The sequence below is a fragment of the Bradyrhizobium sp. SK17 genome (assembly GCF_002831585.1).
Lineage (GTDB): Bacteria > Pseudomonadota > Alphaproteobacteria > Rhizobiales > Xanthobacteraceae > Bradyrhizobium.
Window position 1 is genome coordinate 3,266,700 of the sequence record NZ_CP025113.1, and the last position, 21,879, is coordinate 3,288,578.

Sequence of the window (21,879 nt, forward strand, 5' to 3'; positions counted from 1 at the left end):
GAAGGAATCAGGCTGCGATATCGAGCAGCAATTGTGACGAACCGCGGACCAGCACCTTGCGGCCCGCGGGTGTGAGTTCAAACGAGTCGCCTCGCACCGCGACATAGCCGAGCGTGATCAGGCTTTCGACGGCAAAGCGGTTCAGCCGCGAGGGGTTTGCTGCGGGCGCCCGCAACGCTTTCAACGCATCCCACTGATCTGGTCTGAGTTCGAGTTCTTCGCTCATTGGTCTAGGCACTCCAGGAATTTCTGCGTGCCAGATACAGAGCGCAGATGAATTTCGTACGACCACAACGAGTCAGGATTTCGATTTATGTGGACGCCTCGTCACATCGCCGTGTCATTGGAATAATTCAATTTTTTCGAATCATTGCGATGCAATGCCACGTGATTTCGTCACAGAGATTAATCGCACGCGGTCACATCGGTTAATCATCTCGATCGAAGCGGCGGGTTAACCGCGCCGCACGCTTGCGCCGCCATCGACCGGCAACGTGACACCGGTCACGAAGTTGGCTTCGTCGGAGGCGAGGAACAGCGCGGCGTTGGCGACATCCCAGCCGGTGCCCATCTTGTGGCGCAGCGGCACCTTGCTGTCGCGTTCGGCCTCGACCTCGGCGCGGCTCTTCTTGAACTCCCGCGCCCGCGTATCGACCGCCATCGGCGTGTTCATCAATCCCGGCAGGATCACATTGGCGCGAATGCCGTATTGCGCATTCTGGTAGGCGAGCTGCTCGGTGAAGGCGATCATCGCCGACTTGGTCGCCTTGTAGGCGACGTAAGGGTAGGTCGTGATCGCGGCTATCGACGAGATGTTGATGATGGAGCCGCCCTGTTGCTTGCGCATGATCGGGATCACATGCTTGGCGGCGAGGATGCAGCTCTTCAGATTGATCGCCACACAGCGGTCGAACGCCTCCTCTGATATGTCGAGCAGCTCGGCGTCGCCGCCGGAGAGGCTGACGCCGACGTTGTTGTGCAGGATGTCGACGCTGCCCCAGCGGCCATGCGCATCCGCGACCATCGCCTTGATGTCGGCATTTTTGGTGACGTCGGCCTTGAAGGCGACCGACGTGCCGCCCTTGGCCGCGATCAGGTCGACGGTCTCCTGCGCCGATGCCAGATTGTGATCGACGCACAGCACCCTGGCGCCTTCGCGGGCGAATGTCAGCGCGGTGGCACGGCCGTTGCCGATGCCCTCGCCGGGGCTCTGGCCGGCGCCGACGACGATGGCGACGCGATCTTTCAGGCGCATCTCACTTCACTCCCGGGATCGGGTACTGTTGCAGTACCTCTTTGTAGGTGGGTTCGTTGTCGATCTGCATGGTGGCGAGCACACGCACCACGGCGCAGTAGAACGCGATGGTCAGCACCAGATCGGTCATGTGCTCGTCGGACAGTTCTCGCTTGATCTCGGCGAACGTCGCATCCGACATCGCGAGCTCGCGCACCATCTCGCGGGCGCCCCTGAGGATCGCCTTCGCCAGCGGCTCGAGCCTGGACGGCTTACCCTCGGTCTCCGCGATCAGGCCTTTGATGTCCTCGTCAGTGACGCCGAACTCCTTGCCGATCTTCACATGATGGGTGAATTCGTACTCGGACTTCTCCAGCCAGCCGACCTGAAGGATCGCAAGCTCGCGCAATCGCGGATCGAGCTTGCTCTTGAAGCGGATGTAGCCGCCGATGCCGTTGAAGGCCCGCGCCATATCCGGCGAGTTCACCAGAAGCTTGTGCAGATTGGTGTTGCGCTTGAGCATGTCGCGATATTCGGGGGCGACCTGATCGGCTTCGAGATAGGGCAGGCGGGCCATTGTTGTTGTCCTTGGTTCGGCAGCTTGCGGAAATGGGGCCGGTCAGCCGTAGAGCGCTTTGTGTTCGCTTTCGTAGTTGGCGTAGGAGTCCTTCATGCTGGCGCCGTTCAGCAGCATGGTCGCGACCACGGTGTTGTCGACATCGAACACGGTCGAGCGCACCCACATGCTTTCGGTGCGCTTGCTGCCGGAGAGCGCCACCACCTCGCGTTCGACCCAATAGGTCTCGCCCGGCAACAGCGGCCCGCGCAGCAGCCGGATCTCCTGGTCGGCGAACAGCCCGACGGCGGGGCCGCGGACCGGCAGCCGGTCCTCGCGCGCGCGGTACTGGAACAGCACGCTCAGCACCTCCATCGGGATGATGGCGCGGCCCCAGGGATTATGCTCCAGCGAATAATAGTCCGACGGCTCGGTGATCACCTTGAGCTTGTCGGCCAGCGAGAACGGATAGAGATCGCCCATGTTCTGGTCGAAATCCATCTTGATCGCCTGGCGCGGCGTCTTCATGCCGACCTTGATGTCGGCCAGGATCACGGGATCGGTCAGCGGCTTCAATTCGCCGATCCGATGGCTCAGCGCTGTCTCGGTGCCGTCGCCGTCGATCGAGGCGGTGCCGCGCAGGATCTCGGTGCCGTCGCGCTTGATCATGCCGATCGCGCAAACGGTCTGGCCCGGCTTCGGCTTCTCGATCTGGGCCTGCACCTCCTCGCCTTCGAACACCGGGTTGCGGTAGTGTGCGGACAGGCATCCGGTCATGAACCAGGCACGGCCCCAGATCCGCTCGCAAAGCGGCGCGAACTGGCTGAAATGGGTCGGCCCCTCGATGGTACCGCCGCGGAAGCCGAGCTTCTGCGCGGTTGCGTCGTCGTGGATCGACGCGTGAGAGTCGTAGGTCTGGGCTTGCAGCATCTGCTTCGGGCTGCGCCAGGGACCCGCCAGCAGGTTGTCTTTCTCCACGATTTCCGTCGTGAACGCGGATTCGACTCTGATCATCCTTGGTCTCCCTCTGGGCGCACCGTTTCAAAGATGCCGGGGTTCGGCAAGCCTCGCAGAACAATCAAGGTCTCGCAGGCGCAACATCGAGATATGTGCTCCGGCCATGGAACAGGGCTGTTCATGCATAACAAAAGCAGTGCATGCTGATGCATGATCATGGACAGACAATGAGACCGGTTCGGACCGGCGTGATTGACCGACGGGGAAACTGATGACGCTGATGGACGTTGGACTGGACGACAAATACCGGTTGGACACGAAGCGAATCTTTCTTTCCGGTACCCAGGCGCTGGTCCGACTGCCGATGTTGCAGCGCGAACGCGACCGCGCCAACGGGCTCAATACCGCGGGTTTCATCTCCGGTTACCGCGGCTCGCCGCTCGGCATGTATGATCACGCGCTGTGGCGGGCGAAATCGTTCCTCAAAGAGCACGACATCGCCTTCGTTCCCGGCCTCAATGAGGATCTGGCGGCGACCGCGGTGTGGGGCAGCCAGCAGGTCGGCATGTTTCCCGGCGCCAAGGTCGATGGCGTGTTCGGCATCTGGTACGGCAAGGGGCCCGGCGTCGACCGTTCGCTCGATGCGCTCAAGCACGCCAATTCCGCCGGCACCTCGCCGAATGGCGGCGTGATTGCGCTCGCCGGCGACGACCATGGCTGCCAGTCCTCGACGCTTGCGCACCAGAGCGAGCAGGTGTTCGCCTCGGCGCTGATGCCGGTGGTCAATCCGGCGACGTTGCAGGATTATCTTGACCTCGGCATCCTCGGCTTTGCGCTGTCGCGCTATTCCGGCTGCTGGGTCGGCTTCAAGGCGATCTCCGAGACGGTCGAGAGCTCGGCCTCGATCGTCAGCGATCCCGATCGCATCAGGATCATCATGCCGGACGACTTCGAGATGCCGCCGGGCGGCCTCTCGATCCGCTGGCCGGATCCGCCGCTCGAGGCCGAACGGCGGCTGCATGGTCCGAAGATGGAAGCGGTCGCGGCGTTCGCCCGCGCCAACCGGTTCGACCGCATCGTGCTGGATTCCAAGCCGGCGCGGCTCGGCATCATGGCGACCGGCAAGGCCTATCTCGATCTGCGCCAGGCGCTCGCCGATCTCGGCATCACCGATGCCGATGCACAGGCGCTGGGCCTGCGCATCTACAAGGTGGCGCTGACCTGGCCGCTCGAAGCGCGCGGCGCACGCGCGTTCGCCGAAGGCTTGCAGGATGTGCTGGTGGTCGAGGAGAAGCGCGGCTTCATCGAGGATCAACTGATCCGCATCCTCTACAACATGGACGCCTCCAGGCGTCCCTCGGTGGTTGGCAAGCGCGACGAGAGCGGCGCGCCGCTGTTGCCGAGCGAGGGCGAGCTGACGCCGACCATGGTCGCTGCCGCCGTGGTGGCGCGGCTGCGCAAGCTCGGCCATCGCAGTCCGCTGCTGGAGCAGCGGCTCGCCAAACTCGAGGCGTTCGATCGCCCGGCCGAGGGCGTCGGCGCCGCGAAGCTGGCGCGCACGCCGTATTTCTGCTCGGGCTGTCCGCACAATTCGTCGACCAAGATTCCCGAGGGCAGCCGCGCCATGGCCGGCATCGGCTGTCACGGCATGGCGCTGTCGGTGCCGAACCGCAACACCCAGACCATCTCGCACATGGGCGCGGAGGGCGTCAGCTGGATCGGGCAGGCGCCGTTCACCAGCGAACAGCACGTGTTCCAGAATCTCGGCGACGGCACTTACACCCATTCCGGTTTGCTGGCGCTGCGCGCGGCGGCCGCCGCCGGCGTCAACATCACCTACAAGATCCTCTACAACGATGCCGTGGCGATGACCGGCGGCCAGCCCGCCGAAGGCGGCTTCAACGTGGCGCAGATCGCGCATCAGGTCTGGGCGGAGGGCACCAAGAAGCTTGCGATCGTGTCCGACGATCCGGACAAATATCCCGCCAATTATTTCCCCTCCGGTGCCACCATCCACCATCGTCGCGAGCTCGACGCCGTGCAGCGCACCTTGCGCGAGATCGAGGGCCTCACCGTCCTGATCTACGACCAGACCTGCGCCGCCGAGAAGCGCCGCCGCCGCAAGCGCGGGCTGTTTCCCGATCCGGCCAAGCGCGTCTTCATCAACGAGCGGGTCTGCGAAGGCTGCGGCGACTGCTCGGTGGCGTCGAACTGCGTCTCGGTGCAGCCGCTGGAGACCGAGCTCGGCCGCAAGCGCCGCATCGATCAGTCGAACTGCAACAAGGATTTCTCCTGCATCGAGGGCTTTTGCCCGAGCTTCGTGATGGTGCAGGATCCCAAGCTGCGCAAGGCCGACCGCACCGCCGCCGATCCCAAGGCGCTGTTCGCCGACTTGCCGACGCCAGCCGCGAGCGCGTTGAGTGCGCCCTACAACATCCTGATCACCGGCATCGGCGGCACCGGCGTCATCACCATCGGCGCGCTGCTCGGCATGGCCGCGCATGTCGAGGGGCTGGCCTGCTCGACGCTCGACTTCACCGGCCTGTCGCAGAAGAACGGCGCGGTCATGAGCCATGTCCGGCTGGCGCCCGCCTCCGACATGCTGACCACGGTCCGCATCGCGCCCGGCAATGCCAATCTGATCCTCGGCTGCGACCTCGTCGTCGCCACCAGCGTGCCGGCGCTGAGCCGTGCCGAGCGCGGCGTCACCCGCGCCGTCGTCAACGCCGACCTGCTGCCGACCGCGAGCTTCGTGATCGATCCGGATATCGATTTCGAGGCCAGCTCGATGCGCGATGCGCTGAACGGCGCGGTGCGGCCTGACGATCTCGACATCCTCGATGCCACGGGGCTTGCGACCGCGCTGATGGGCGACAGCATCGCCACCAACGCCTTCATGCTCGGCTTCGCGTTCCAGCGCGGCGCGATCCCGCTGTCGCTGGAGGCGATCCTGAAGGCGATCGAGCTCAACGGCGCCGCCATCGAGATGAACAAGACCGCGTTCTCGTGGGGCCGGCTCGCCGCGCACGACCTGCAACGCGTGATCAGCGCCGCGCGCTTCAAGAATGCAGGCACAGCGCCAGCGAAGAAGACGCTCGACGAGGCGATCGCGTTCCGCGCCAAATTCCTCACCGACTATCAGGACGCGGCCTACGCCAAGCGCTATCTCGACGACGTCGCGCGCGTCCGCACCGCCGAGACCACGGCGGCGCCGGGCTCGCAGGATCTGACCGAGGCTTTTGCAAAAGGCCTGTTCAAGCTGATGGCCTACAAGGACGAATACGAGGTCGCGCGGCTCTATTCCGACGGCGAATTCAGCAAGGCGTTGCGCGAGCAGTTCGAGGGCAATTCCGCCCTGAAGGTGCTGCTGGCGCCGCCGCTATTGGCGCAGCGCGATCCGGTCACCGGGCGCTTGCAGAAGCGCGAATTCGGGCCGTGGATCTTCAAGGCATTCGGGCTGCTGGCGCGGCTGAAGGGCCTGCGCGGCACCGGGTTCGACATCTTCGGCTACACCGCGGAGCGCAAGATGGAGCGCGCATTGCCGGTGGAGTATTCGGCGATGATCCTGCGTCATCTCGACGGCAACAAGCCGTTCGATTTGCCGCGCATGGTGGCGCTGGCGAAGGCTGCGGACCTCGTGCGCGGCTATGGCCACATCAAGGAAGGCAACGTCGCCCGCTATCGCACCGAATGCGCGCGGCTGGAGCGCGCGATCGGCCAGCCGTTGGCGCAGGCGGCTGAATAGGGCAGAGCGGTTCCGATTGCATCGGAACGGGGCTCGGCCGCGGAACTTTCCGCGGCCGCCTTGGTTGACCGGTAACCCTGCTCGCGGACGGCGGCTGGATTCGCGTGGCCGGGTTCCTACATGATGGCTGTTCTGTTCGAGTGATTTCAGGAGGCCCTTTTGACGGTCCTGAAAAGCGTTTTCGTTGCAACCGTTTGCACCGCGTGCCTGGCTTTGGGTGGCGTGGCGCTGGCTGACGACTACCGCCCAAACGAGTTCTTCAGCCTCGATCTTTCGCAAGCGGTGCTGTCGCCGAAGCGGCTTGGCCCGCCGGCGCAGTTCGAGCCGGTCCCGGTCGAGGCGAAGACCGACGGCGCCCCGGACCAGCACGCGGCCGCGGAACCGAAGGTCGAGGAGCCGCAGAAGGCGGTGCGCACCACCAGGGTGACCGCGCCGCGTGAGCGGAAGCGCGCGGTTGCGCACGTTCCGGCCCGCGCCAAGCTTGCCCGGCGGCACTCCAATCCGCTCGACGCGGAAGCCCGCGATATACGAATCCAGACTTGGCCGTGCCGCACCGGCGGCATCTGCAACTGGCAGCGGTGAGGGAGCCGCAGACGTCTCTGGCCTCTTGAAGGATGGATCGGCCACAGACGGGGCCGTCGATCCGTCGAGACGCACGTTCCGCGCTCCTCAGAGTTCGGCCGCGCCGACATCGATGGCAAGACAGGCGTGATGAAGGTGATGCTGAAGGACGTCGGCAACCACGACCTCTGGTCGGTCGACATCGGGCCGCGGCCGGGTGCGCGGCCCGGCCAGATCATGGCGCAGCATGTCCGGCTGCTTCGCGACATCTTGATGGCCGCCGCCTTGCCCTGGGGGCCGGTTTGCGGGCAGACTGCGCGTGGCAGTCCTGCCAATTCTTTCCTTTCAGCCGATTTGCTGGCGTGACGTCGTCGATGACATCGGCGTGCCACGCGTCAGGAGCTATCCATGGACAATCTGCAAACACAGGGCATCAGCCTGCCGCAGCTCGGGCTCGGCACCTTCCGCATGCAGGGCGATTCCTGCCGCGCTGCGGTCGAGAGCGCGCTCGATCTCGGTTACCGGCATATCGACACCGCCGAGATGTATGGCAATGAGGAGGCGATCGGAGCGGCGATCGCGGCTGCCAACGTCGCGCGGAAGGACCTGCATGTCACTACCAAGGTCTGGCACGAGAATCTGGCGCCCGATGCGATCCGCAGAGCGTTCGACGCCAGCCTGAACAAGCTGCGGCTCGATCACGTCGATCTCTACCTGGTGCACTGGCCGTCGAAGAGCATGAAGCTTCCCGCCGTGTTCGAGACGCTGATGCAGCTGAAGCAAGCCGGCCGCACCCGCGCGATCGGCGTCGCCAATTTCACCACCGCGCTGCTCAAGACCGTGGTCGAAGACATCCGGGCGCCGATCGCCTGCAACCAGATCGAATATCACGCGATGCTGGACCAGACGGCGGTGCGCAAATATCTCGCCGCGAGATCGATCCCGCTGGTGGCCTATTGTCCGCTGGCCCAGGGCCGCTTCGCCACCGACGAGACGCTGGCGAAGATCGGTAGCAAGCATGGCGCGACCGCGGCGCAGGTGGCCTTGAAATGGCTGCTCGATCAGGACGGCGTCGTGGCGATCCCGAAAGCCTCGCGCGCCGAAAGCCAAAAAGCCAATCTCGACGCGCTGAAGGTCAGGCTCGACGACGACGACCGCAAGGCGATCGCCGCGCTGCGCAAGGACATGCGCTGCGTCAATCCGGGGTTTGCACCGGACTGGGATTGATCCCGTCGACCACCCGATAAGGATATCGAACAAGAAAATGGCTCCGCGAGGAGCCATTTTCCGTTGTGCAGATCTTTGGTGTGCAGGTCTTTGGTGTGTCGGTCTTTGGTCGCGGTGTCGTTAGTAGCGGTGCCGCCTGATGATCACGGTGCGGTCATGGTCGTGGTGCCAGCCGCGATGCCAACCGCGGTCATGGCGCATCTCGGCGCGCGTACCCCAGCCATGATTCCAGTGATGATGGCCGCCGCGCTTGATCACGATGGTCTCGGCGCTTGCCATCGATGGAATGGCCACGGCCAGTGCAGCGATCGCAGCAACAACAAAACCAATCTTTTTCATCGCATCCTCCTCAATGAAGCGGGGGAAGAACCGTGCAAGGGTCGAAACGTTCCTCCGGGAACCAGGCGATTTTTCTGAACGTCTGTTCAGCGATCGCAGCGTTTGCCGTGAGGCGGCCGCAACCGATGAGTGCGCGCGATGCTCGCCCTGTGGCGGCCTTGCCTAACGCCGGCGTCCGACGCATCATCGCGCCATAAGAACAATATTCGGGGGAACGTTGTCGTGAGCGAATTTTCACGCCGTGATTTTTTGAAGGCGACCGGATCGGCCGCAGCCATTTCACTCGCCGGGCCGGCGGCTGCCGCGATGGGACCGAACGACAAGTTCGATCTCGTGATCAAGGGCGGCGACGTGATCGATCCCAGCCAGTCACTGCGCGGCAAGCGCGACATCGGCATCCGCTGGGGCCTGATCGAGGCGATCGAGGACGACATTCCGGCCGCGCGTGCCAGCAAGACCATCGACGCGTCGGGCAAGCTCGTGATGCCGGGCCTCGTCGATCTGCACTGCCACGTCTACCCGTATGGTTCGGCGATCGGCATTCCCGCCGACGAGCTGGTGCAATTCCAGGGCACCACGACGGTGGTCTCGGCAGGCGATGCAGGGGTCAACAATCTCGCGGCGCTGCGCCGCTTCATCGTGGCGCAGTCGCGGACGCGGATCTATGCTTTCGTCCACATCGCCAATAACGGCCTGTCGGCATTCCCGGTGGCCGAGCTCTACAACATCGACAACGCCCAGGTCGAAGCCTGCGCGATGGCGCTGGCCGAGAACCCGGACTTCCTGATCGGCGTCAAGGTGCGGATGTCTGAGAACGTCATCTTCAAGCACGGCATCGAGCCGCTGAAGCGCGGCATCCAGGCCTGCGAGATGTGCGGCTGGCCGGCGCGGATGATGGTGCATATCGGCGGCGTCGAGACCAGGGAGCTGATGTCCGACATCCTCAATCTGCTGCGGCCGGGCGATATCCTGACCCACGCCTATTCCGGCGCACCGAACATGTCCGGTGCCTTCACCAACATCGTGCAGGACGGCAAGCTGCTGCCGGCCGCGCTCGCGGCCAAGCAGCGCGGCGTGCTGTTCGATGTCGGCCATGGCGGCGGCAGCTTCGATTTCACGGTGGCGGAGATCGCGATCCCCGCCGGCTGCACGCCCGACACGATCTCCTCCGATATCCACGTCTTCTCGGGCAATGCGCCCGGCATCCCGTTCCTGCCGAACGTGATGAGCAAGTTCCTGGCGATGGGCTCGTCGCTGGATCAGGTCGTCGCGATGACGACGTCGGTGCCGGCGCGGATCATCAACCGCACCCCGAAGATCGGCACGTTGCAGCGCGGCGCGCCCGGCGACGTCGCGATCATGGACCTCGTCGAAGGCCCGGTCTCCTTCGTCGACACCCGTAACAACAAGCGCGACGGCAATCTGCAACTGAAGCCGGTGCAGACCGTGGTCAACGGCGTGCCGTTCGGCCGACCCTATCAGGCGCCGTTTTCGGTGCGCTGAGAGGCGAGTGGAAATATGGATTGCTTCGTCGCTGCGCTCCTCGCAATGACGTGGAGGCATCCGTCATTGCGAGCGTAGCGAGGCAATCCACCTTTCCGAGAGCGATCGGCTAGCCCCGCTTCTCCACATTGCTGCTGCGCGCGGGCACGCCGAACTCCTTGCGGCACACCTCCGCCAGCACGGCAACGCCTTCGCGGATCTGCTGGTGCGAGGGGCTCGCGAAGCAGAGGCGCAGCCGGCTGCCGGAATGCGCCTTGCTGGTCGACCATTCCGGTCCCGGATTGATCGAGACGCCGGCGGCGAGCGCGGCCTGATAGAGCTTCAACGTGTCGACATTGTCCGGCAGCTTGACCCAGAGGAAAATGCCGCCCTTCGGCGCCTCGAACTCGGCTGACGTACCGAACTGCTCGTTCAGCGCCTCCATCAGCGTGTCGAGCTTGGCGCGCAGGCCCCTGGTCAGCCGCGGCACGTGGGTCGCGAAATGCGGCGCGCAGTATTCCGCCAGCACCATCTGCTCCAGCGCGCCGGAGCCGGCGTCGGTCTTCAGCGGCAGCATCCGTGACATGATCTCCCAGGGCGCAACGATGAAGCCGACGCGCAGCGCGGGCGCGATCGATTTCGAGAACGAGCCGATATGGATCACGCCGCCATGCTTGCTCATGGCGTAGATCGCGGGGGGCCGTTCGCCGTTCCAGATCAGATCGGCATAGCAATCGTCCTCGAAGATCGGCACGCCGTATTCCCTGGACAATTTCAGCATCTCGGCGCGGCGGCCCTCCGGGAGGATCGAGCCGGTCGGGTTCTGCACCGTCGGGATGGTGTAGATGTATTTCGGCGTGATGCCGCGCCGCTTGTGATCGGCGAGCGCCGCTGCCAGCGCATCGATCCTGATGCCCTCGCCATCGAGCGGTATGCCGACCGCATTGACGCCGAGCCGGGTCAGCCGGTTCAGCGAGCCCTGATAGGTTTCCTGCTCGATCAGCACGGTGTCGCCCTTGGCGAGCAGCGTATGATTGACCAGATCGAGCGCTTGCAGCGAGCCGGAGACGATCATGATCTCTTCCGGCGTGCAGGCGATCCCGGCGTCGCGCTTCAGCTTCTCGGTCAGGAACTGGCGCAACGGCAGATAGCCCTGCGGCCCGTGCGCGAGATTATAGGTCGCAAGGTTCTTGCCCTCGCGCTTCAGCACGGCATTGATCGCCTCCAACAGGCCATCGACCGGCACCTGCTCGGGATCATTGTTGCCGCCAACGAAGGAGTATTTGGCGAGCCCGGTCCAGCGCGCGGCCGGCGCAGGCAGGCCGGCGGGCAGCAGCGGTGCAAAGTCGAACTGGGCTGAGGTGGACATGGATGTTTCGCTCCGTATTTGTTCTCGTTGAGAAGGCCCGCGGGAAGGACCTTCCGTGAAGTCAGTTCAATTCAGTTCAATTCAGTTCTCGCTCAGTTCTTGCCGACGAGGCGGATCGGCCGGCCCTGGCTGATAAAGGCATAGTGCCCGGCGCCGACGCTGCCGACCATCAGGGCCTCGACCGCCGGTTCCGCGATCTCGCCTGTGGCCGCCCAATCGACCACGAAATTCGCGCCGGTGCCGCCGCGGGTATCGGCGGTGGCGATCGCGACTTCGACGGTTGCAAACGGTTTTAGCGCGATCGGCGATTTGAGGTAGCTCTCCACCATCTTGCCTGATGTGTCGAAATAGGCGATCCGCTTCAGCACCAGCGGCTTGGTTTCCGAGGTGTTGTGGACGCTGAGCGTCACCGAGAAATCGGCCCTGAGCTTGCCCTGGCTCATCGACACGCTGGAATAGACCGGCACGTAGAATGCACCCGAGGCCGTGAGGCCGTCCGATGGTACCGCGGTCAGCGAGTTTGCAAAATTTTGCTCAATACTTGCCGAGGATTGTGCTAGCGCCTCGGACATGCGCACGGTGAGCAGGCAGGCCAACACTGCCAGAAAAATGCCGCCTGCGCGGATGTGACACATTGCTCGGTTGATCCTCACGCCCGGCCCTCTAGGTTGCGGCAACAGGAAGTCTTTAGACGCATGCATGAACTAATTCGCGATATCACGCTCTGTATCCTGTTTGCCTGGGGGCTCGGGCTGCTGGCCCATTTCTCCCGGCAACCGCTGATACTGGCCTACCTTATCGCCGGCTTTTTCATTGGTCCATTCGGCATGGGCTGGGTCAAGTCCCAGGAGTCGATCAGCGTCATCTCCGAGCTCGGCCTGATCTTCATGCTGTTCATGATCGGGCTGGAAATCGACCTCAAGAAGATCGTCCGTGCCGGCAAGGTCATCCTGTTTGCCGGTGCCGGCGAGCTGCTCGGCGGCTGCCTGATCGGCATCGCGTTCTTTGCGGGAATCGGGCTCGCGATCGGCGGCGGAAAGTTCGACGCGGTCTATCTCTGCGTCGCCTGCGCGCTGTCCTCCACCGTGATCATCGTCAAGGTGCTCTACGAGAAGCGCGAGCTCGACACGCTGCCGGGCCGGATCACGCTCGGCGTGCTGGTGTTGCAGGACATCTTCGCGATCCTGTTCCTGGCGGTGCAGCCGAGCCTCGACAATCTCCAGATCGGCGTCGTGCTGATGTCGATCGCCCGTGTCGCCGTGCTGGTCGCCACCGCATTGGTGCTGAGCCGCTATGTGCTGCCGCGCTTGTTCCACCAGATCGCACGGCGGCCCGAGCTCGTGCTGCTCGGTGCGCTCGCCTGGTGCTTCCTGATCGGCGAGATCGCCGAGCGGCTGCATCTGTCGCGCGAGATGGGCTCGCTGGTCGCCGGCGTCTCGATCTCGACCTTCCCCTACGCGCTCGACGTCACGGCCAAGGTGACGACGCTGCGGGATTTCTTCATCACGCTGTTCTTCGTCGCGCTCGGCATGACGATCCCGATTCCGGGCCTCTCCGTGATCTGGCTTGCGCTGGTGATCGCAGCCTTCACGGTGGTGAGCCGCCTGGTCACGACATTCACGCCGCTCTATCTGATGAAGCAGGGGCTGCGCGCCAGCCTGCTGCCGGCGATCAACCTGGCGCAGATTTCCGAGTTCTCGCTGGTGGTGATCCAGACCGGCGTCGCCGCCAACCACATCGCCACCGAAACAGCGAATGCGGTCTCGTTCGCCTTCGTGGTGCTGGCGGTGCTCTCGACCTTCGCGATGGGCCGCAGCGACCAGATCGTGCGCGGCCTGATTGGTCCCTTGAAGCGGATCGGGCTGCGCGACCTCGACCAGGAGGGCGAGGGCCGCGGCGAGGCGGCGCAGGAGGGCGGGCATGGTGAGATCAGGCGCATCGTGATCCTCGGCTTTTTCCGCGCCGCGAGCGCCCTGGTCAGCCAGATCGAGCGGCAGAACCAGTCGCTGCTCGAGCAGATCAGCGTCGTCGACTTTAATCCGCTGGTGTTCCGCACGCTGTCCGACCGCGGCATGCATGTGATCTATGGCGACATCAGCAATGTCGACACGCTGGTGCATGCCGGCATCGGCAAGGCCGAGATCATCATCCTGAGCGTGCCGGATTTCCTGTTGGTCGGTGCCGACAACGAGAAGCTGGTGCGCCACGTCCGGGCCCTCAATCCGACCGCGCAGATCGTCGCCACCGCGGACCTGTTGTCCGGTGTCGACGACCTCTACGCCGCCGGCGCCAATTACGTGACGGTGACCCGGCTCAGCGACGCCGGCGAGCTCTATGCCGTGATCGAGGCCGCCGATGCCGGCCTGCTCGACGACAAGCGCGCCGAGATGGACGCCCAGCTCAGCGACCGGCGCGAAGTGCTGCCGTAGGCGAGCTTTCCCTTGCCTCTCCCCAACGGGGAGAGGTCGCGCTGAAGGCGCGGGTGAGGGGTCCTAGGTCCCACGAGGGAGAGCAGCCCCTCACCCGGATTGCATCTGGCGATGCAATCCGACCTCTCCCTTCGGGAGAGGTGAAGCGTCCTGGCATGCCTGCCGGACGCATGGCGGGTTGCATAATGATACTGGCGCTGACATCGGAACCCGGCTAATCCACTGCCTGCACATAACGAGATGTCAGGACAATGGCCGATACGATTCAGGAAGTGCTGCAAGCCTTTGCGAAGGGTGAACTCGTCGTCGTCACCGACGATGACGATCGGGAAGGCGAGGGCGATTTGATCGTCGCGGCGTCGTTCTGCACGGCGGAGAAGATGGCGTTCATCATCCGCCACACCTCCGGCATCGTCTGCGCGCCGATCACCTCCGAGGATGCCCGCAGGCTGCGGCTCGACCCGATGGTGGCGCACAACGAATCCAACCACACCACGGCGTTCACCGTTTCGATCGACTACAAGCCCGATGGCGGCACCGGCATTTCCGCCGAGGAACGCGCCTCCTGCTGCCGCGCGCTCGCCAATCCCAATGCCGGCGCCAATGATTTTGCGCGGCCTGGCCACATCTTCCCGCTGATCGCGCGCGATGGCGGCGTGCTCTTGCGCTCCGGCCACACCGAGGCCGCGGTCGATCTCTGCCGGCTCTCGGGCCTGCCGCCGGTCGGCGTCATCAGCGAGCTGATGAACGATGATGGAACCGTGATGAAGGGCGAGCAGGTCGCGAAATTCGCCGTCGCCCACAAGCTCAAGCATGTCACGATCGCGGACATGATCGCCTATCGCCAGGCGCGCGAGAAATTGATCGAGCGGGTCGCGACCTTTACCACCGAAAGCCCGATCGGTCCGCTGCAAGGCTATGCCTATCGCTCGCCGTTCGACGAGATCATGCACGCCGCCTTCGTCTATAACGGCATCGGCGATGGCCGGGACGTGCTGACCCGGCTGCACAAGCCCAATATCGTGAAGGACCTGTTCACCGGACCGGCGCGGATGGAAGCCGTGTTGCGGCACTTCAAGGATGCCGGCCGCGGCGTGCTGGTTTATTTGCGCGATGGTGCCGCCGGTGTTCCGGTCCAGCCGGTCGGCGAGCAGAAGACCGCGGAGGCCGATCGCAACAAGCAATGGCGCGAAGTCGGCGTCGGCGCGCAGATCCTGCGCGATCTCGGCATCACCTCGATCCGGCATCTGACCTCGTCGGTGCACGACTACAAGGGCTTGTCCGGTTTCGGCATCGAGATCGTGTCGAACGAAAAGTTCGACGTCTGATCCGGGTCATTCCAGGGTGATGCGTGCATCACCCTGGGCCATGGTACCCGCCCAATTCAATTGCGCTTCGCAGCATAGCGCTTTAATTTATCCGCCAAATTCCGAGTGACGATACGAAAGGATGTTTCATGAGCGTGCGCCCCCAGGCCAAGGACAAGCCGGCTGCCGCCAGCTTCCAGTGGGATGATCCGTTCCTGCTCGACGACCAGCTCACCGAAGACGAGCGCCTGATCCGCGACACCGCGCGGGCCTATGCGCAGGACAAGCTGCTGCCGCGGGTCACCAAGGCCTATCTGGAAGAGAAGACCGATCGCGAGATCTTCAACGAGATGGGCGAACTCGGCTTGATCGGCGTCACGCTGCCCGAGGAATATGGCTGCGCCAATGCCAGCTACGTGGCCTATGGCCTGGTCGCGCGCGAGATCGAGCGCGTCGATAGCGGCTATCGTTCGATGAACTCGGTGCAGTCGTCGCTGGTGATGTACCCGATCTACGCCTATGGCGACGAGAACCAGCGCAAGAAATATCTTCCCAAGCTTGCGACCGGAGAATGGGTCGGCTGCTTCGGCCTGACCGAGCCCGATGCCGGTTCCGATCCCGGCGGCATGAAGACCCGCGCCGAGAAGGTGGCCGACGGCTACAGGCTGAACGGCGCCAAGATGTGGATCTCGAATGCGCCGATCGCCGACGTGTTCGTGGTGTGGGCGAAGTCGGCTGCGCACGACAACCAGATCCGCGGCTTCATCCTCGAGAAGGGCATGAAGGGCCTGTCGGCGCCGAAGGTCGGCGGCAAGCTGTCGCTGCGCGCCTCGATCACCGGCGAGATCGTGCTCGACAATGTGGTGGTGCCGGAAAGCGCGCTGCTGCCCAACGTCTCCGGCCTCAAAGGTCCGTTCGGCTGCCTCAACCGCGCCCGCTACGGCATCTCCTGGGGGCGCTCGGCGCCGCCGAGGACTGCATGCATCGCGCGCGCCAGTACACGCTCGATCGCAAGCAGTTCAACCGGCCGCTCGCCGCCACCCAGCTGGTGCAGAAGAAGCTCGCCGACATGGAGACCGAGATCGCGCTCGGGCTCCAGGCGAGCTTGCGCGTCGGCCGCCTGATGGACGAGGGCAAGATGGCGCCCGAAATGATCTCGATCGTCAAGCGCAACAATTGCGGCAAGTCGCTCGACATCGCCCGCATGGCGCGCGACATGCACGGCGGCAACGGCATCCAGATCGAGTATCACGTGATGCGTCATGCCGCGAACCTCGAGACGGTGAACACCTATGAGGGCACGCACGACGTCCACGCGCTGATCCTCGGCCGCGCGATCACCGGCATCCAGGCGTTTTCGTAAGGTCACGCCGCACCGACAGCGTAGGATGGGTAGAGCGCAGCGAAACCCATCTTGCCGCCCAGCGCGCGGTTGCGTGATGGGTTTCGCTTCGCTCTACCCATCCTACGAGAGCCAATAGGGGCGGTCCCATGGCCGACAACGACGACATCCCGTTCAACCGCGATTTCCCGCTGAAGCCTGGCGTGGTCGAGCAGGTCCGGCCCGGCGTGCGCCGCGTCCTCTGCAACAATCCAAGCCCGTTCACCTTCAGCGGCACGGTCAGCTACATCGTGGGCGAGGGCAAGGTCGCGATCATCGATCCCGGTCCCGATGACGAGGCGCACGCGAAAGCGCTGCTCGATGCGGTCAAGGGCGAGACCGTGACCCACATCCTGGTCACCCATACCCATCGCGACCATTCGCCGAACACGCCGCGGATCAAGGCCGCGACCGGCGCGCCGGTCTATGCCGAAGGCCCGCATCGCGCCTCGCGCCCGCGCTTCGAGAGCGAGAAGCACAATCCGGAATCCGGCGCCGACCGCGATTTCCGGCCCGACATCGAGGTCAAGCACGGCGACGTCATCGAGGGCGCGGGCTTTGCGCTGGAGGCGGTCGCCACCCCTGGCCACACCGCCAATCATCTGGCGTTCGCGTGGACCGAGCGCAGCATCAATTTCGTCGGCGACCATGTGATGGGCTGGTCGACCTCGATCGTGGCGCCGCCCGACGGCTCGATGATCGACTACATGGCCTCGCTGGAGCGGCTGGAGCAGCGCCCGGAGCAGCTCTATTTCTCGGGCCACGGCCCGGAGATTCCGGAAGGCCCACGCTTCGTGCGCTTCCTGGCGCGGCATCGCCGGGCACGCGAGGCCTCAATCCTGCATCGGCTCGGCAAGGGCGAGGCCGATATCCCGACCATGGTGCGGGCGATCTATATCGGGCTCGATCCGCGGCTCGCCAATGCCGCCGGTTACTCCGTGCTGGCGCACCTGGAGGATCTGGTTGCGCGAGGCGTCGTCGCGACTGATGGCGATCCGGTGATCGGCGGCATGTACCGGATGGCGTGATCGGCCGTCATTCCGGGGCGTGCGAAGCACGAGCCCGGAATCCATCGGGCCACGAGCTGTGCGGCTCAATGGATTCCGGGCTCTCGCTGCGCGAGCCCTCAGGTGCGCAATTGCGCACCGGGGAATGACGAAAGGGGAGATCACTTCTTCACCGTCTTCGCCGGCGGTGCCTTGGGCGCGGCGGGGGCTGCCTTCTTCGCCGGCTTGGCATTGTCGTTGTCGGCGGCGGTGTTGAGGTCCTCGATCAGCTTCCTGACCCGCGCGGTGTTGCTGCCGAGATCGGTGTCGAAATAGCGCGAGGCCGAGCGGATATCGACGCGCGAATCCTCGTCGTCAGGCGTGACCCGGATCGACACGTCTTCACGAAAGCCCATGATCGGCGTGCGTGCCACCGCCTCGATGCGGCCGATGTTGCGCGGCGGCTGCGGCGCGCGCGCGTCGATGACCAGCCATTTGCGCCGGTTCACCAGCCGCAGCGTCATCTCATAAGCTCGGTCAGCGGGGACCTCGAGCTCGACGGTCTCGATATCCGGATAGGCGATGCGCTGCCGCTCGGCCGAAGCGAGGCCGGCGTAGGCGGCGGGATTGGTGCCTTCGCCGGTGCGCAACCGCGCCAGCGCCTCGAATTTCGGCGGGTCGATCGGGTCGGTCGTGACGTCGTAGAGCCGCGGCAGCTTGTTGTACTGGTAGGTCAGGTAGGCCGGGTAGGCGAGGATCGCAGCATCGATCAGCAGCGCGAGCAGGATCCGGCCCATGCCGCGGGTGCCGTTCTGCCAGATCGCCGCGAAGGCGGCGAGGCCGAGCAGGATCGAGAGGCCGGCGAGGCCCAGCGCGCCGAAGAACGTCGCCAGCGCCGGCTTGACTTCCAGGAACCCGAACCGGACGATCAGGATCGAGACCACCACCGCGACGACGGAGAAGATGGCGAGATTGCGCGACCAGGTGGCGAGGCCGGACACGGGCTCCTGCTGGTAGGGAGCGGAAAACCTGCGTGCCATCGTCGAAAAATCTGCCGGTTGAGATGTCCCGGGCGACCTCGGCCGCCGCCACTGATGGTGTGAGACCACGGACCTGCGGCGAATTCAAGGGATTTGGGGCGCTGCCATTCGCCCTCCCCTGGAGGGCAGGGCGATCGCATTAGGCTATCGGCCACGACGACGTGAAAACGTCGATGACAAAAGCACGCATGCCATATGCCCTCTGGGCGAGCGTGCGTTTGCGAAATTTCGGAATATTGGAAGAATATTCCTGAGTTGCCCGACGTGTCAAGTAACCCCGGGCGAACGCCGGCCACTGGCTGCTTTGCATGGGGTTGTTTTCGATGTTTTGGCAGCGTGCCTCCCCCGCGGATGCCCGCAGGGGAGGATAAAACCGTCCTACGCCGCGGCAGTGGGGAAGGTGTAGTCCTTGAACTGGTCGCGCAGCGCCGTCTTCAGGATCTTGCCGGTCGCGGTATGCGGAATGCCGTCGACGAAGGCAACATCGTCGGGCATCCACCATTTGGCGATCTTGCCGTCCATGTACTTCAGGATGTCCTCGCGGGTGGCGCTCTCGCCCTGCTTGAGCTGCACGATCAGCAGCGGCCGCTCATCCCATTTGGGATGATGGACGCCGATCACGGCCGCTTCCGCGACCGCGGGATGGCCGACCGCGAGGTTCTCGAGATCGATCGAGGAGATCCATTCGCCGCCGGACTTGATGACGTCCTTGGAGCGGTCGGTGATCCGCATGTAGCCGTGCTCGTCCATCGTCGAGACGTCGCCGGTGTCGAAGAAGCCGGCATCATCGAGAATGTTGGCATCGACCCGGAAGTAGGCCTTGGCGATCGCCGGCCCCGAGACCTTGAGGCGGCCGAAGGTCTTGCCGTCCCACGGCAGCTCCTTGCCGGCATCGTCGGTGATCTTCATCTCGACGCCGAACGGCGGATAGCCCTGGGTCTGCAGGATGTCGAGCCGCTCCTCGCCGGTGCGTTCCGAGAACGGCGGCTTCAGCGTGGCAAGCGTACCGAGCGGGCTCATCTCGGTCATGCCCCAAGCGTGGCGCACCTGGGTGCCCATGTCGAGGAATGCCTTGATCATCGAGCGCGGCATCGCCGAACCGCCGCACACCACCATCTGCAAATCCGGCAGCTTGACGTTGTTGGCGGCCATGTATTGCAGCAGCATCAGCCACACCGTCGGCACACCCGCGGTGTGGGTGACCTTCTCGGTCGACAGCAGCTCGTAGACCGAAGCGCCGTCGAGCTTGGGGCCGGGCATCACGAGCTTGGTGCCCATCGAGGGGGCGGAGAAAGCGATGCCCCAGCTGTTGGCATGGAACAAGGGCACCACCGGAAGCATTGTGTCCGAGGCGGAGGTGCCGAGGGCGTCCTTCGAGTTGGCCATCAACGCGTGCAACACGTTGGACCGATGCGAATACAGCACACCCTTGGGATCGCCCGTCGTGCCGGACGTGTAGCACATCGCAGCCGCGGTGTTCTCGTCGAAGGTCTTCCATTCGAACTTGCCGTCGGAGGCTGCGATCCAGTCCTCATAGGCGACCGCGTTCTTCAACGTGGTCTGCGGCATATGCGCCTTGTCGGTCAGCACCACGAAGCGCTCGACGCTCGGCAACTGGCTCGCGATCTTCTCCAGCACCGGAACGAAGGTGAGGTCGGTGATGACGATGCGATCCTGGGCGTGATTGACGATCCAGGCGATCTGTTCCGGGAACAGTCGCGGATTGACCGTATGGCAGATCGCGCCGATCCCCATGATGCCGTACCAGACCTCGAGGTGGCGCCAGGTGTTCCAGGCGATGGTGGCGACCCGATCACCGAGCTTGATGCCGTCGCGTTCCAGGCTCTGCGAGACCTTCAGCGCACGGGCGTGGATTTCGGCGTAGGTGGTGCGATGGATCGGGCCTTCGACGGACCGGGTCACCACTTCCTGCGTGCCGTGATATTTGGCGGCGTGCTCAATAATCTTGTGGCACAGCAGGGGCCAATCTTGCATCAAGCCAAGCATACGCAATTCCCTCCTCAATCCTCGCGCATGATCCACCGGCATCTTGGACGGCCGGCAGTAAAATCATGGAATTGACATGAACTGTAGCGCGGAGAAAGCAAGCCGAAAATGGCCTGCTGGCGCGTTTCGTCGCGGGAGCGCGGCAATGGTTACCGCTGCCGCGGCGCTGTTTTGCCTTGGCATGCAAGCGGGTTCTGCGGAGGCCGCCCGCGGTTCTCCGGGCTTTCCCTGGGACGATCTGTTCGGCACCCGGCCGCAAAGGGCGCACAAGGCGGCCCGCCGCGTCAGTGTGCCCCTGCCAAGGCCACGCCCGGCGGAGGCACCCGCGGCAACTGACGCGCCTGTGGCGGCCGAGCCGGAGCCGCCGGCCGCGGCCGCGACACATCCTCAAGCCGCGCCTGCCGAGGCTGCCAAACCGCACGAGACTGGTGGGCCGGCTGAAGCCGCCAAGCCATCCGAGCCTGCCAAGCCGCAGGCATCGGCCTGCCGGCAGGCCCTCACCGAGGAGATCGCGATCGCGCCCAGCATTCCGGATATCCATGGCGCCGGCGGCTGCGGCGGCGAGGACCTGGTGCGGCTCGAAGCCATCGTGCTGCCGGACAAGCGCAAGGTCGCGGTCAAGCCGGCGGCGATCCTTCGCTGCAAGATGGCGAGTGCGGTGGCCGACTGGGTTCGCACCGATATTGCGCCGCTGGCCGAGAGGCTTGGCGGCGGGATCAGCAATCTCGACAATTTCGACTCGTTCGAGTGCCGTGGCCGCAATCGCGTCGCCGGCGCGCAACTCTCCGAGCACGGCCGCGCCAATGCGCTCGACGTGCGCGCCTTCGGGCTCGCCAACGGCAAGTCGATTTCGCTGACCGATCGCAGCGTGCCGCGTGATCTGCGCGAGGCCGTGCTGCATTCGGTCTGTGCCCGCTTCTCGACGGTGCTTGGTCCGGGCTCGGACTGGTACCATGAGGACCACATCCATCTCGACCTGATCGAGCGTCGCAACAACTACCGGATCTGCCAGTGGAACGTGTACGACCCGCTGCCGCGGGTCGCGCCGCTGTTGCCGGCCGGGCGCCCCGAGGAGGCGCCGCCGCGCGAGGTCGCCGCGAAATCGGATGCGTCCAAGCCCGACGCAGCGAAGGTCGACCACGGCAAGGCCGACGAGCCGGATGCAGCGAAATCAGATGATGCGCTGCCGCCCGAAGGCGCGGCCGAGACCAAGCCGCAGCCAACAAAAAAGCGCCGGCAAAGCCGGCGCCTTTGATCGC

18 protein-coding genes and 1 pseudogene are annotated in these 21,879 nt (G+C 64.6%); 10 read left to right on the forward strand and 9 right to left on the reverse strand.

Annotated elements, in window-relative coordinates; translation table 11 throughout:
• Positions 1-7 precede the first annotated feature (7 nt).
• The 4 genes from CWS35_RS15255 to CWS35_RS15270 all read right to left on the reverse strand — a co-directional run bounded on the left by CWS35_RS15255 (position 8) and on the right by CWS35_RS15270 (position 2,804).
• Entirely contained in the window at positions 8-226 is a 219-nt protein-coding gene (locus CWS35_RS15255; RefSeq protein WP_024580621.1) for a hypothetical protein, read from the reverse strand.
• Positions 227-454: 228 nt separating this feature from the next.
• Complete coding sequence (locus CWS35_RS15260) at positions 455-1,255, reverse strand: SDR family NAD(P)-dependent oxidoreductase (protein WP_024580622.1); 801 nt, start codon at positions 1,253-1,255, stop codon at positions 455-457.
• Position 1,256: 1 nt separating this feature from the next.
• Entirely contained in the window at positions 1,257-1,811 is a 555-nt protein-coding gene (locus tag CWS35_RS15265; protein ID WP_024580623.1) for a carboxymuconolactone decarboxylase family protein, read from the reverse strand.
• A gap of 42 nt (positions 1,812-1,853) precedes the next feature.
• A complete protein-coding gene (locus tag CWS35_RS15270) occupies positions 1,854-2,804 on the reverse strand; it encodes a hypothetical protein (protein ID WP_100952372.1) in 951 nt (316 codons plus the stop codon).
• 214 nt (positions 2,805-3,018) lie between these two features.
• Between CWS35_RS15270 and CWS35_RS15275 the strand changes: the two genes are divergently transcribed.
• From CWS35_RS15275 to CWS35_RS15290, 4 genes are all read left to right on the forward strand, one after another.
• Positions 3,019-6,492, forward strand: coding sequence for an indolepyruvate ferredoxin oxidoreductase family protein (locus tag CWS35_RS15275; protein ID WP_100952373.1), 3,474 nt, complete (start codon positions 3,019-3,021; stop codon positions 6,490-6,492).
• A 168-nt stretch (positions 6,493-6,660) separates the two neighbouring features.
• Positions 6,661-7,074: a hypothetical protein gene (locus CWS35_RS15280; RefSeq protein ID WP_245439055.1), complete on the forward strand. Its 414-nt coding sequence runs from the start codon at positions 6,661-6,663 to the stop codon at positions 7,072-7,074.
• 129 nt (positions 7,075-7,203) lie between these two features.
• Positions 7,204-7,419: a hypothetical protein gene (locus tag CWS35_RS15285; RefSeq protein WP_157817149.1), complete on the forward strand. Its 216-nt coding sequence runs from the start codon at positions 7,204-7,206 to the stop codon at positions 7,417-7,419.
• 42 nt (positions 7,420-7,461) lie between these two features.
• Positions 7,462-8,280 (forward strand): aldo/keto reductase, encoded by an 819-nt coding sequence (locus CWS35_RS15290; protein ID WP_100952376.1) that lies wholly within the window; start codon positions 7,462-7,464, stop codon positions 8,278-8,280.
• A gap of 120 nt (positions 8,281-8,400) precedes the next feature.
• Here the strand turns inward: CWS35_RS15290 and CWS35_RS15295 are convergent, their stop codons facing one another.
• The gene (locus tag CWS35_RS15295; protein ID WP_024580627.1) at positions 8,401-8,619 is read right to left on the reverse strand and encodes a hypothetical protein; all 219 of its coding nucleotides are present in this window, start codon (positions 8,617-8,619) and stop codon (positions 8,401-8,403) included.
• Between the two features lie 222 nt (positions 8,620-8,841).
• On the opposite strand from CWS35_RS15295, the gene CWS35_RS15300 reads away from it, so the two are divergent.
• Positions 8,842-10,122, forward strand: a complete 1,281-nt coding sequence (locus CWS35_RS15300; protein WP_100952377.1) for an amidohydrolase family protein — start codon at positions 8,842-8,844, stop codon at positions 10,120-10,122.
• Positions 10,123-10,231: 109 nt separating this feature from the next.
• On the opposite strand, the gene CWS35_RS15305 is transcribed toward CWS35_RS15300, so the two are convergent.
• Both CWS35_RS15305 and CWS35_RS15310 read right to left on the reverse strand, forming a co-directional pair.
• A complete protein-coding gene (locus tag CWS35_RS15305; protein ID WP_100952378.1) occupies positions 10,232-11,470 on the reverse strand; it encodes a PLP-dependent aminotransferase family protein in 1,239 nt (412 codons plus the stop codon).
• Between the two features lie 92 nt (positions 11,471-11,562).
• Positions 11,563-12,105 carry a DUF3124 domain-containing protein gene (locus CWS35_RS15310; RefSeq protein WP_371682848.1) on the reverse strand — a complete coding sequence of 181 codons (543 nt, stop codon included), beginning with the start codon at positions 12,103-12,105 and terminating at the stop codon, positions 11,563-11,565.
• A gap of 60 nt (positions 12,106-12,165) precedes the next feature.
• Between CWS35_RS15310 and CWS35_RS15315 the strand changes: the two genes are divergently transcribed.
• From CWS35_RS15315 to CWS35_RS15330, 4 genes and pseudogenes are all read left to right on the forward strand, one after another.
• Positions 12,166-13,899 (forward strand): cation:proton antiporter, encoded by a 1,734-nt coding sequence (locus tag CWS35_RS15315; RefSeq protein WP_100952379.1) that lies wholly within the window; start codon positions 12,166-12,168, stop codon positions 13,897-13,899.
• 251 nt (positions 13,900-14,150) lie between these two features.
• Positions 14,151-15,227 carry a 3,4-dihydroxy-2-butanone-4-phosphate synthase gene (gene ribB, locus CWS35_RS15320; RefSeq protein WP_100952380.1) on the forward strand — a complete coding sequence of 359 codons (1,077 nt, stop codon included), beginning with the start codon at positions 14,151-14,153 and terminating at the stop codon, positions 15,225-15,227.
• A gap of 128 nt (positions 15,228-15,355) precedes the next feature.
• Positions 15,356-16,569 (forward strand): annotated as a pseudogene (locus CWS35_RS15325) (acyl-CoA dehydrogenase).
• A 128-nt stretch (positions 16,570-16,697) separates the two neighbouring features.
• On the forward strand, positions 16,698-17,615 hold the full coding sequence (locus CWS35_RS15330) for an MBL fold metallo-hydrolase (RefSeq protein WP_024580634.1): 918 nt from the start codon (positions 16,698-16,700) through the stop codon (positions 17,613-17,615).
• Positions 17,616-17,755: 140 nt separating this feature from the next.
• Here the strand turns inward: CWS35_RS15330 and CWS35_RS15335 are convergent, their stop codons facing one another.
• Together CWS35_RS15335 and CWS35_RS15340 are read right to left on the reverse strand one after the other, a co-directional pair.
• Entirely contained in the window at positions 17,756-18,613 is an 858-nt protein-coding gene (locus tag CWS35_RS15335) for a DUF1499 domain-containing protein (RefSeq protein WP_100952381.1), read from the reverse strand.
• A gap of 378 nt (positions 18,614-18,991) precedes the next feature.
• Positions 18,992-20,620 carry a fatty-acid--CoA ligase gene (locus tag CWS35_RS15340; RefSeq protein ID WP_024580636.1) on the reverse strand — a complete coding sequence of 543 codons (1,629 nt, stop codon included), beginning with the start codon at positions 20,618-20,620 and terminating at the stop codon, positions 18,992-18,994.
• Positions 20,621-20,696: 76 nt separating this feature from the next.
• On the opposite strand from CWS35_RS15340, the gene CWS35_RS15345 reads away from it, so the two are divergent.
• Positions 20,697-21,875: an extensin family protein gene (locus tag CWS35_RS15345; protein WP_371682849.1), complete on the forward strand. Its 1,179-nt coding sequence runs from the start codon at positions 20,697-20,699 to the stop codon at positions 21,873-21,875.
• Positions 21,876-21,879: the final 4 nt, after the last annotated feature.

Bases quoted from the DNA above. Each gene is read 5' to 3' on its own strand.
- CWS35_RS15255 (WP_024580621.1), bottom strand. From the start codon at position 226: ATGAGCGAAGAACTCGAACTCAGACCAGATCAGTGGGATGCGTTGAAA.
- CWS35_RS15260 (WP_024580622.1), bottom strand. From the start codon at position 1,255: ATGCGCCTGAAAGATCGCGTCGCCATCGTCGTCGGCGCCGGCCAGAGC.
- CWS35_RS15265 (WP_024580623.1), bottom strand. From the start codon at position 1,811: ATGGCCCGCCTGCCCTATCTCGAAGCCGATCAGGTCGCCCCCGAATAT.
- CWS35_RS15270 (WP_100952372.1), bottom strand. From the start codon at position 2,804: ATGATCAGAGTCGAATCCGCGTTCACGACGGAAATCGTGGAGAAAGAC.
- CWS35_RS15275 (WP_100952373.1), top strand. From the start codon at position 3,019: ATGACGCTGATGGACGTTGGACTGGACGACAAATACCGGTTGGACACG.
- CWS35_RS15285 (WP_157817149.1), top strand. From the start codon at position 7,204: ATGAAGGTGATGCTGAAGGACGTCGGCAACCACGACCTCTGGTCGGTC.
- CWS35_RS15290 (WP_100952376.1), top strand. From the start codon at position 7,462: ATGGACAATCTGCAAACACAGGGCATCAGCCTGCCGCAGCTCGGGCTC.
- CWS35_RS15295 (WP_024580627.1), bottom strand. From the start codon at position 8,619: ATGAAAAAGATTGGTTTTGTTGTTGCTGCGATCGCTGCACTGGCCGTG.
- CWS35_RS15305 (WP_100952378.1), bottom strand. From the start codon at position 11,470: ATGTCCACCTCAGCCCAGTTCGACTTTGCACCGCTGCTGCCCGCCGGC.
- CWS35_RS15310 (WP_371682848.1), bottom strand. From the start codon at position 12,105: ATGTGTCACATCCGCGCAGGCGGCATTTTTCTGGCAGTGTTGGCCTGC.
- CWS35_RS15315 (WP_100952379.1), top strand. From the start codon at position 12,166: ATGCATGAACTAATTCGCGATATCACGCTCTGTATCCTGTTTGCCTGG.
- ribB (WP_100952380.1), top strand. From the start codon at position 14,151: ATGGCCGATACGATTCAGGAAGTGCTGCAAGCCTTTGCGAAGGGTGAA.
- CWS35_RS15330 (WP_024580634.1), top strand. From the start codon at position 16,698: ATGGCCGACAACGACGACATCCCGTTCAACCGCGATTTCCCGCTGAAG.
- CWS35_RS15335 (WP_100952381.1), bottom strand. From the start codon at position 18,613: ATGGCACGCAGGTTTTCCGCTCCCTACCAGCAGGAGCCCGTGTCCGGC.
- CWS35_RS15340 (WP_024580636.1), bottom strand. From the start codon at position 20,620: ATGCTTGGCTTGATGCAAGATTGGCCCCTGCTGTGCCACAAGATTATT.
- CWS35_RS15345 (WP_371682849.1), top strand. From the start codon at position 20,697: ATGAACTGTAGCGCGGAGAAAGCAAGCCGAAAATGGCCTGCTGGCGCG.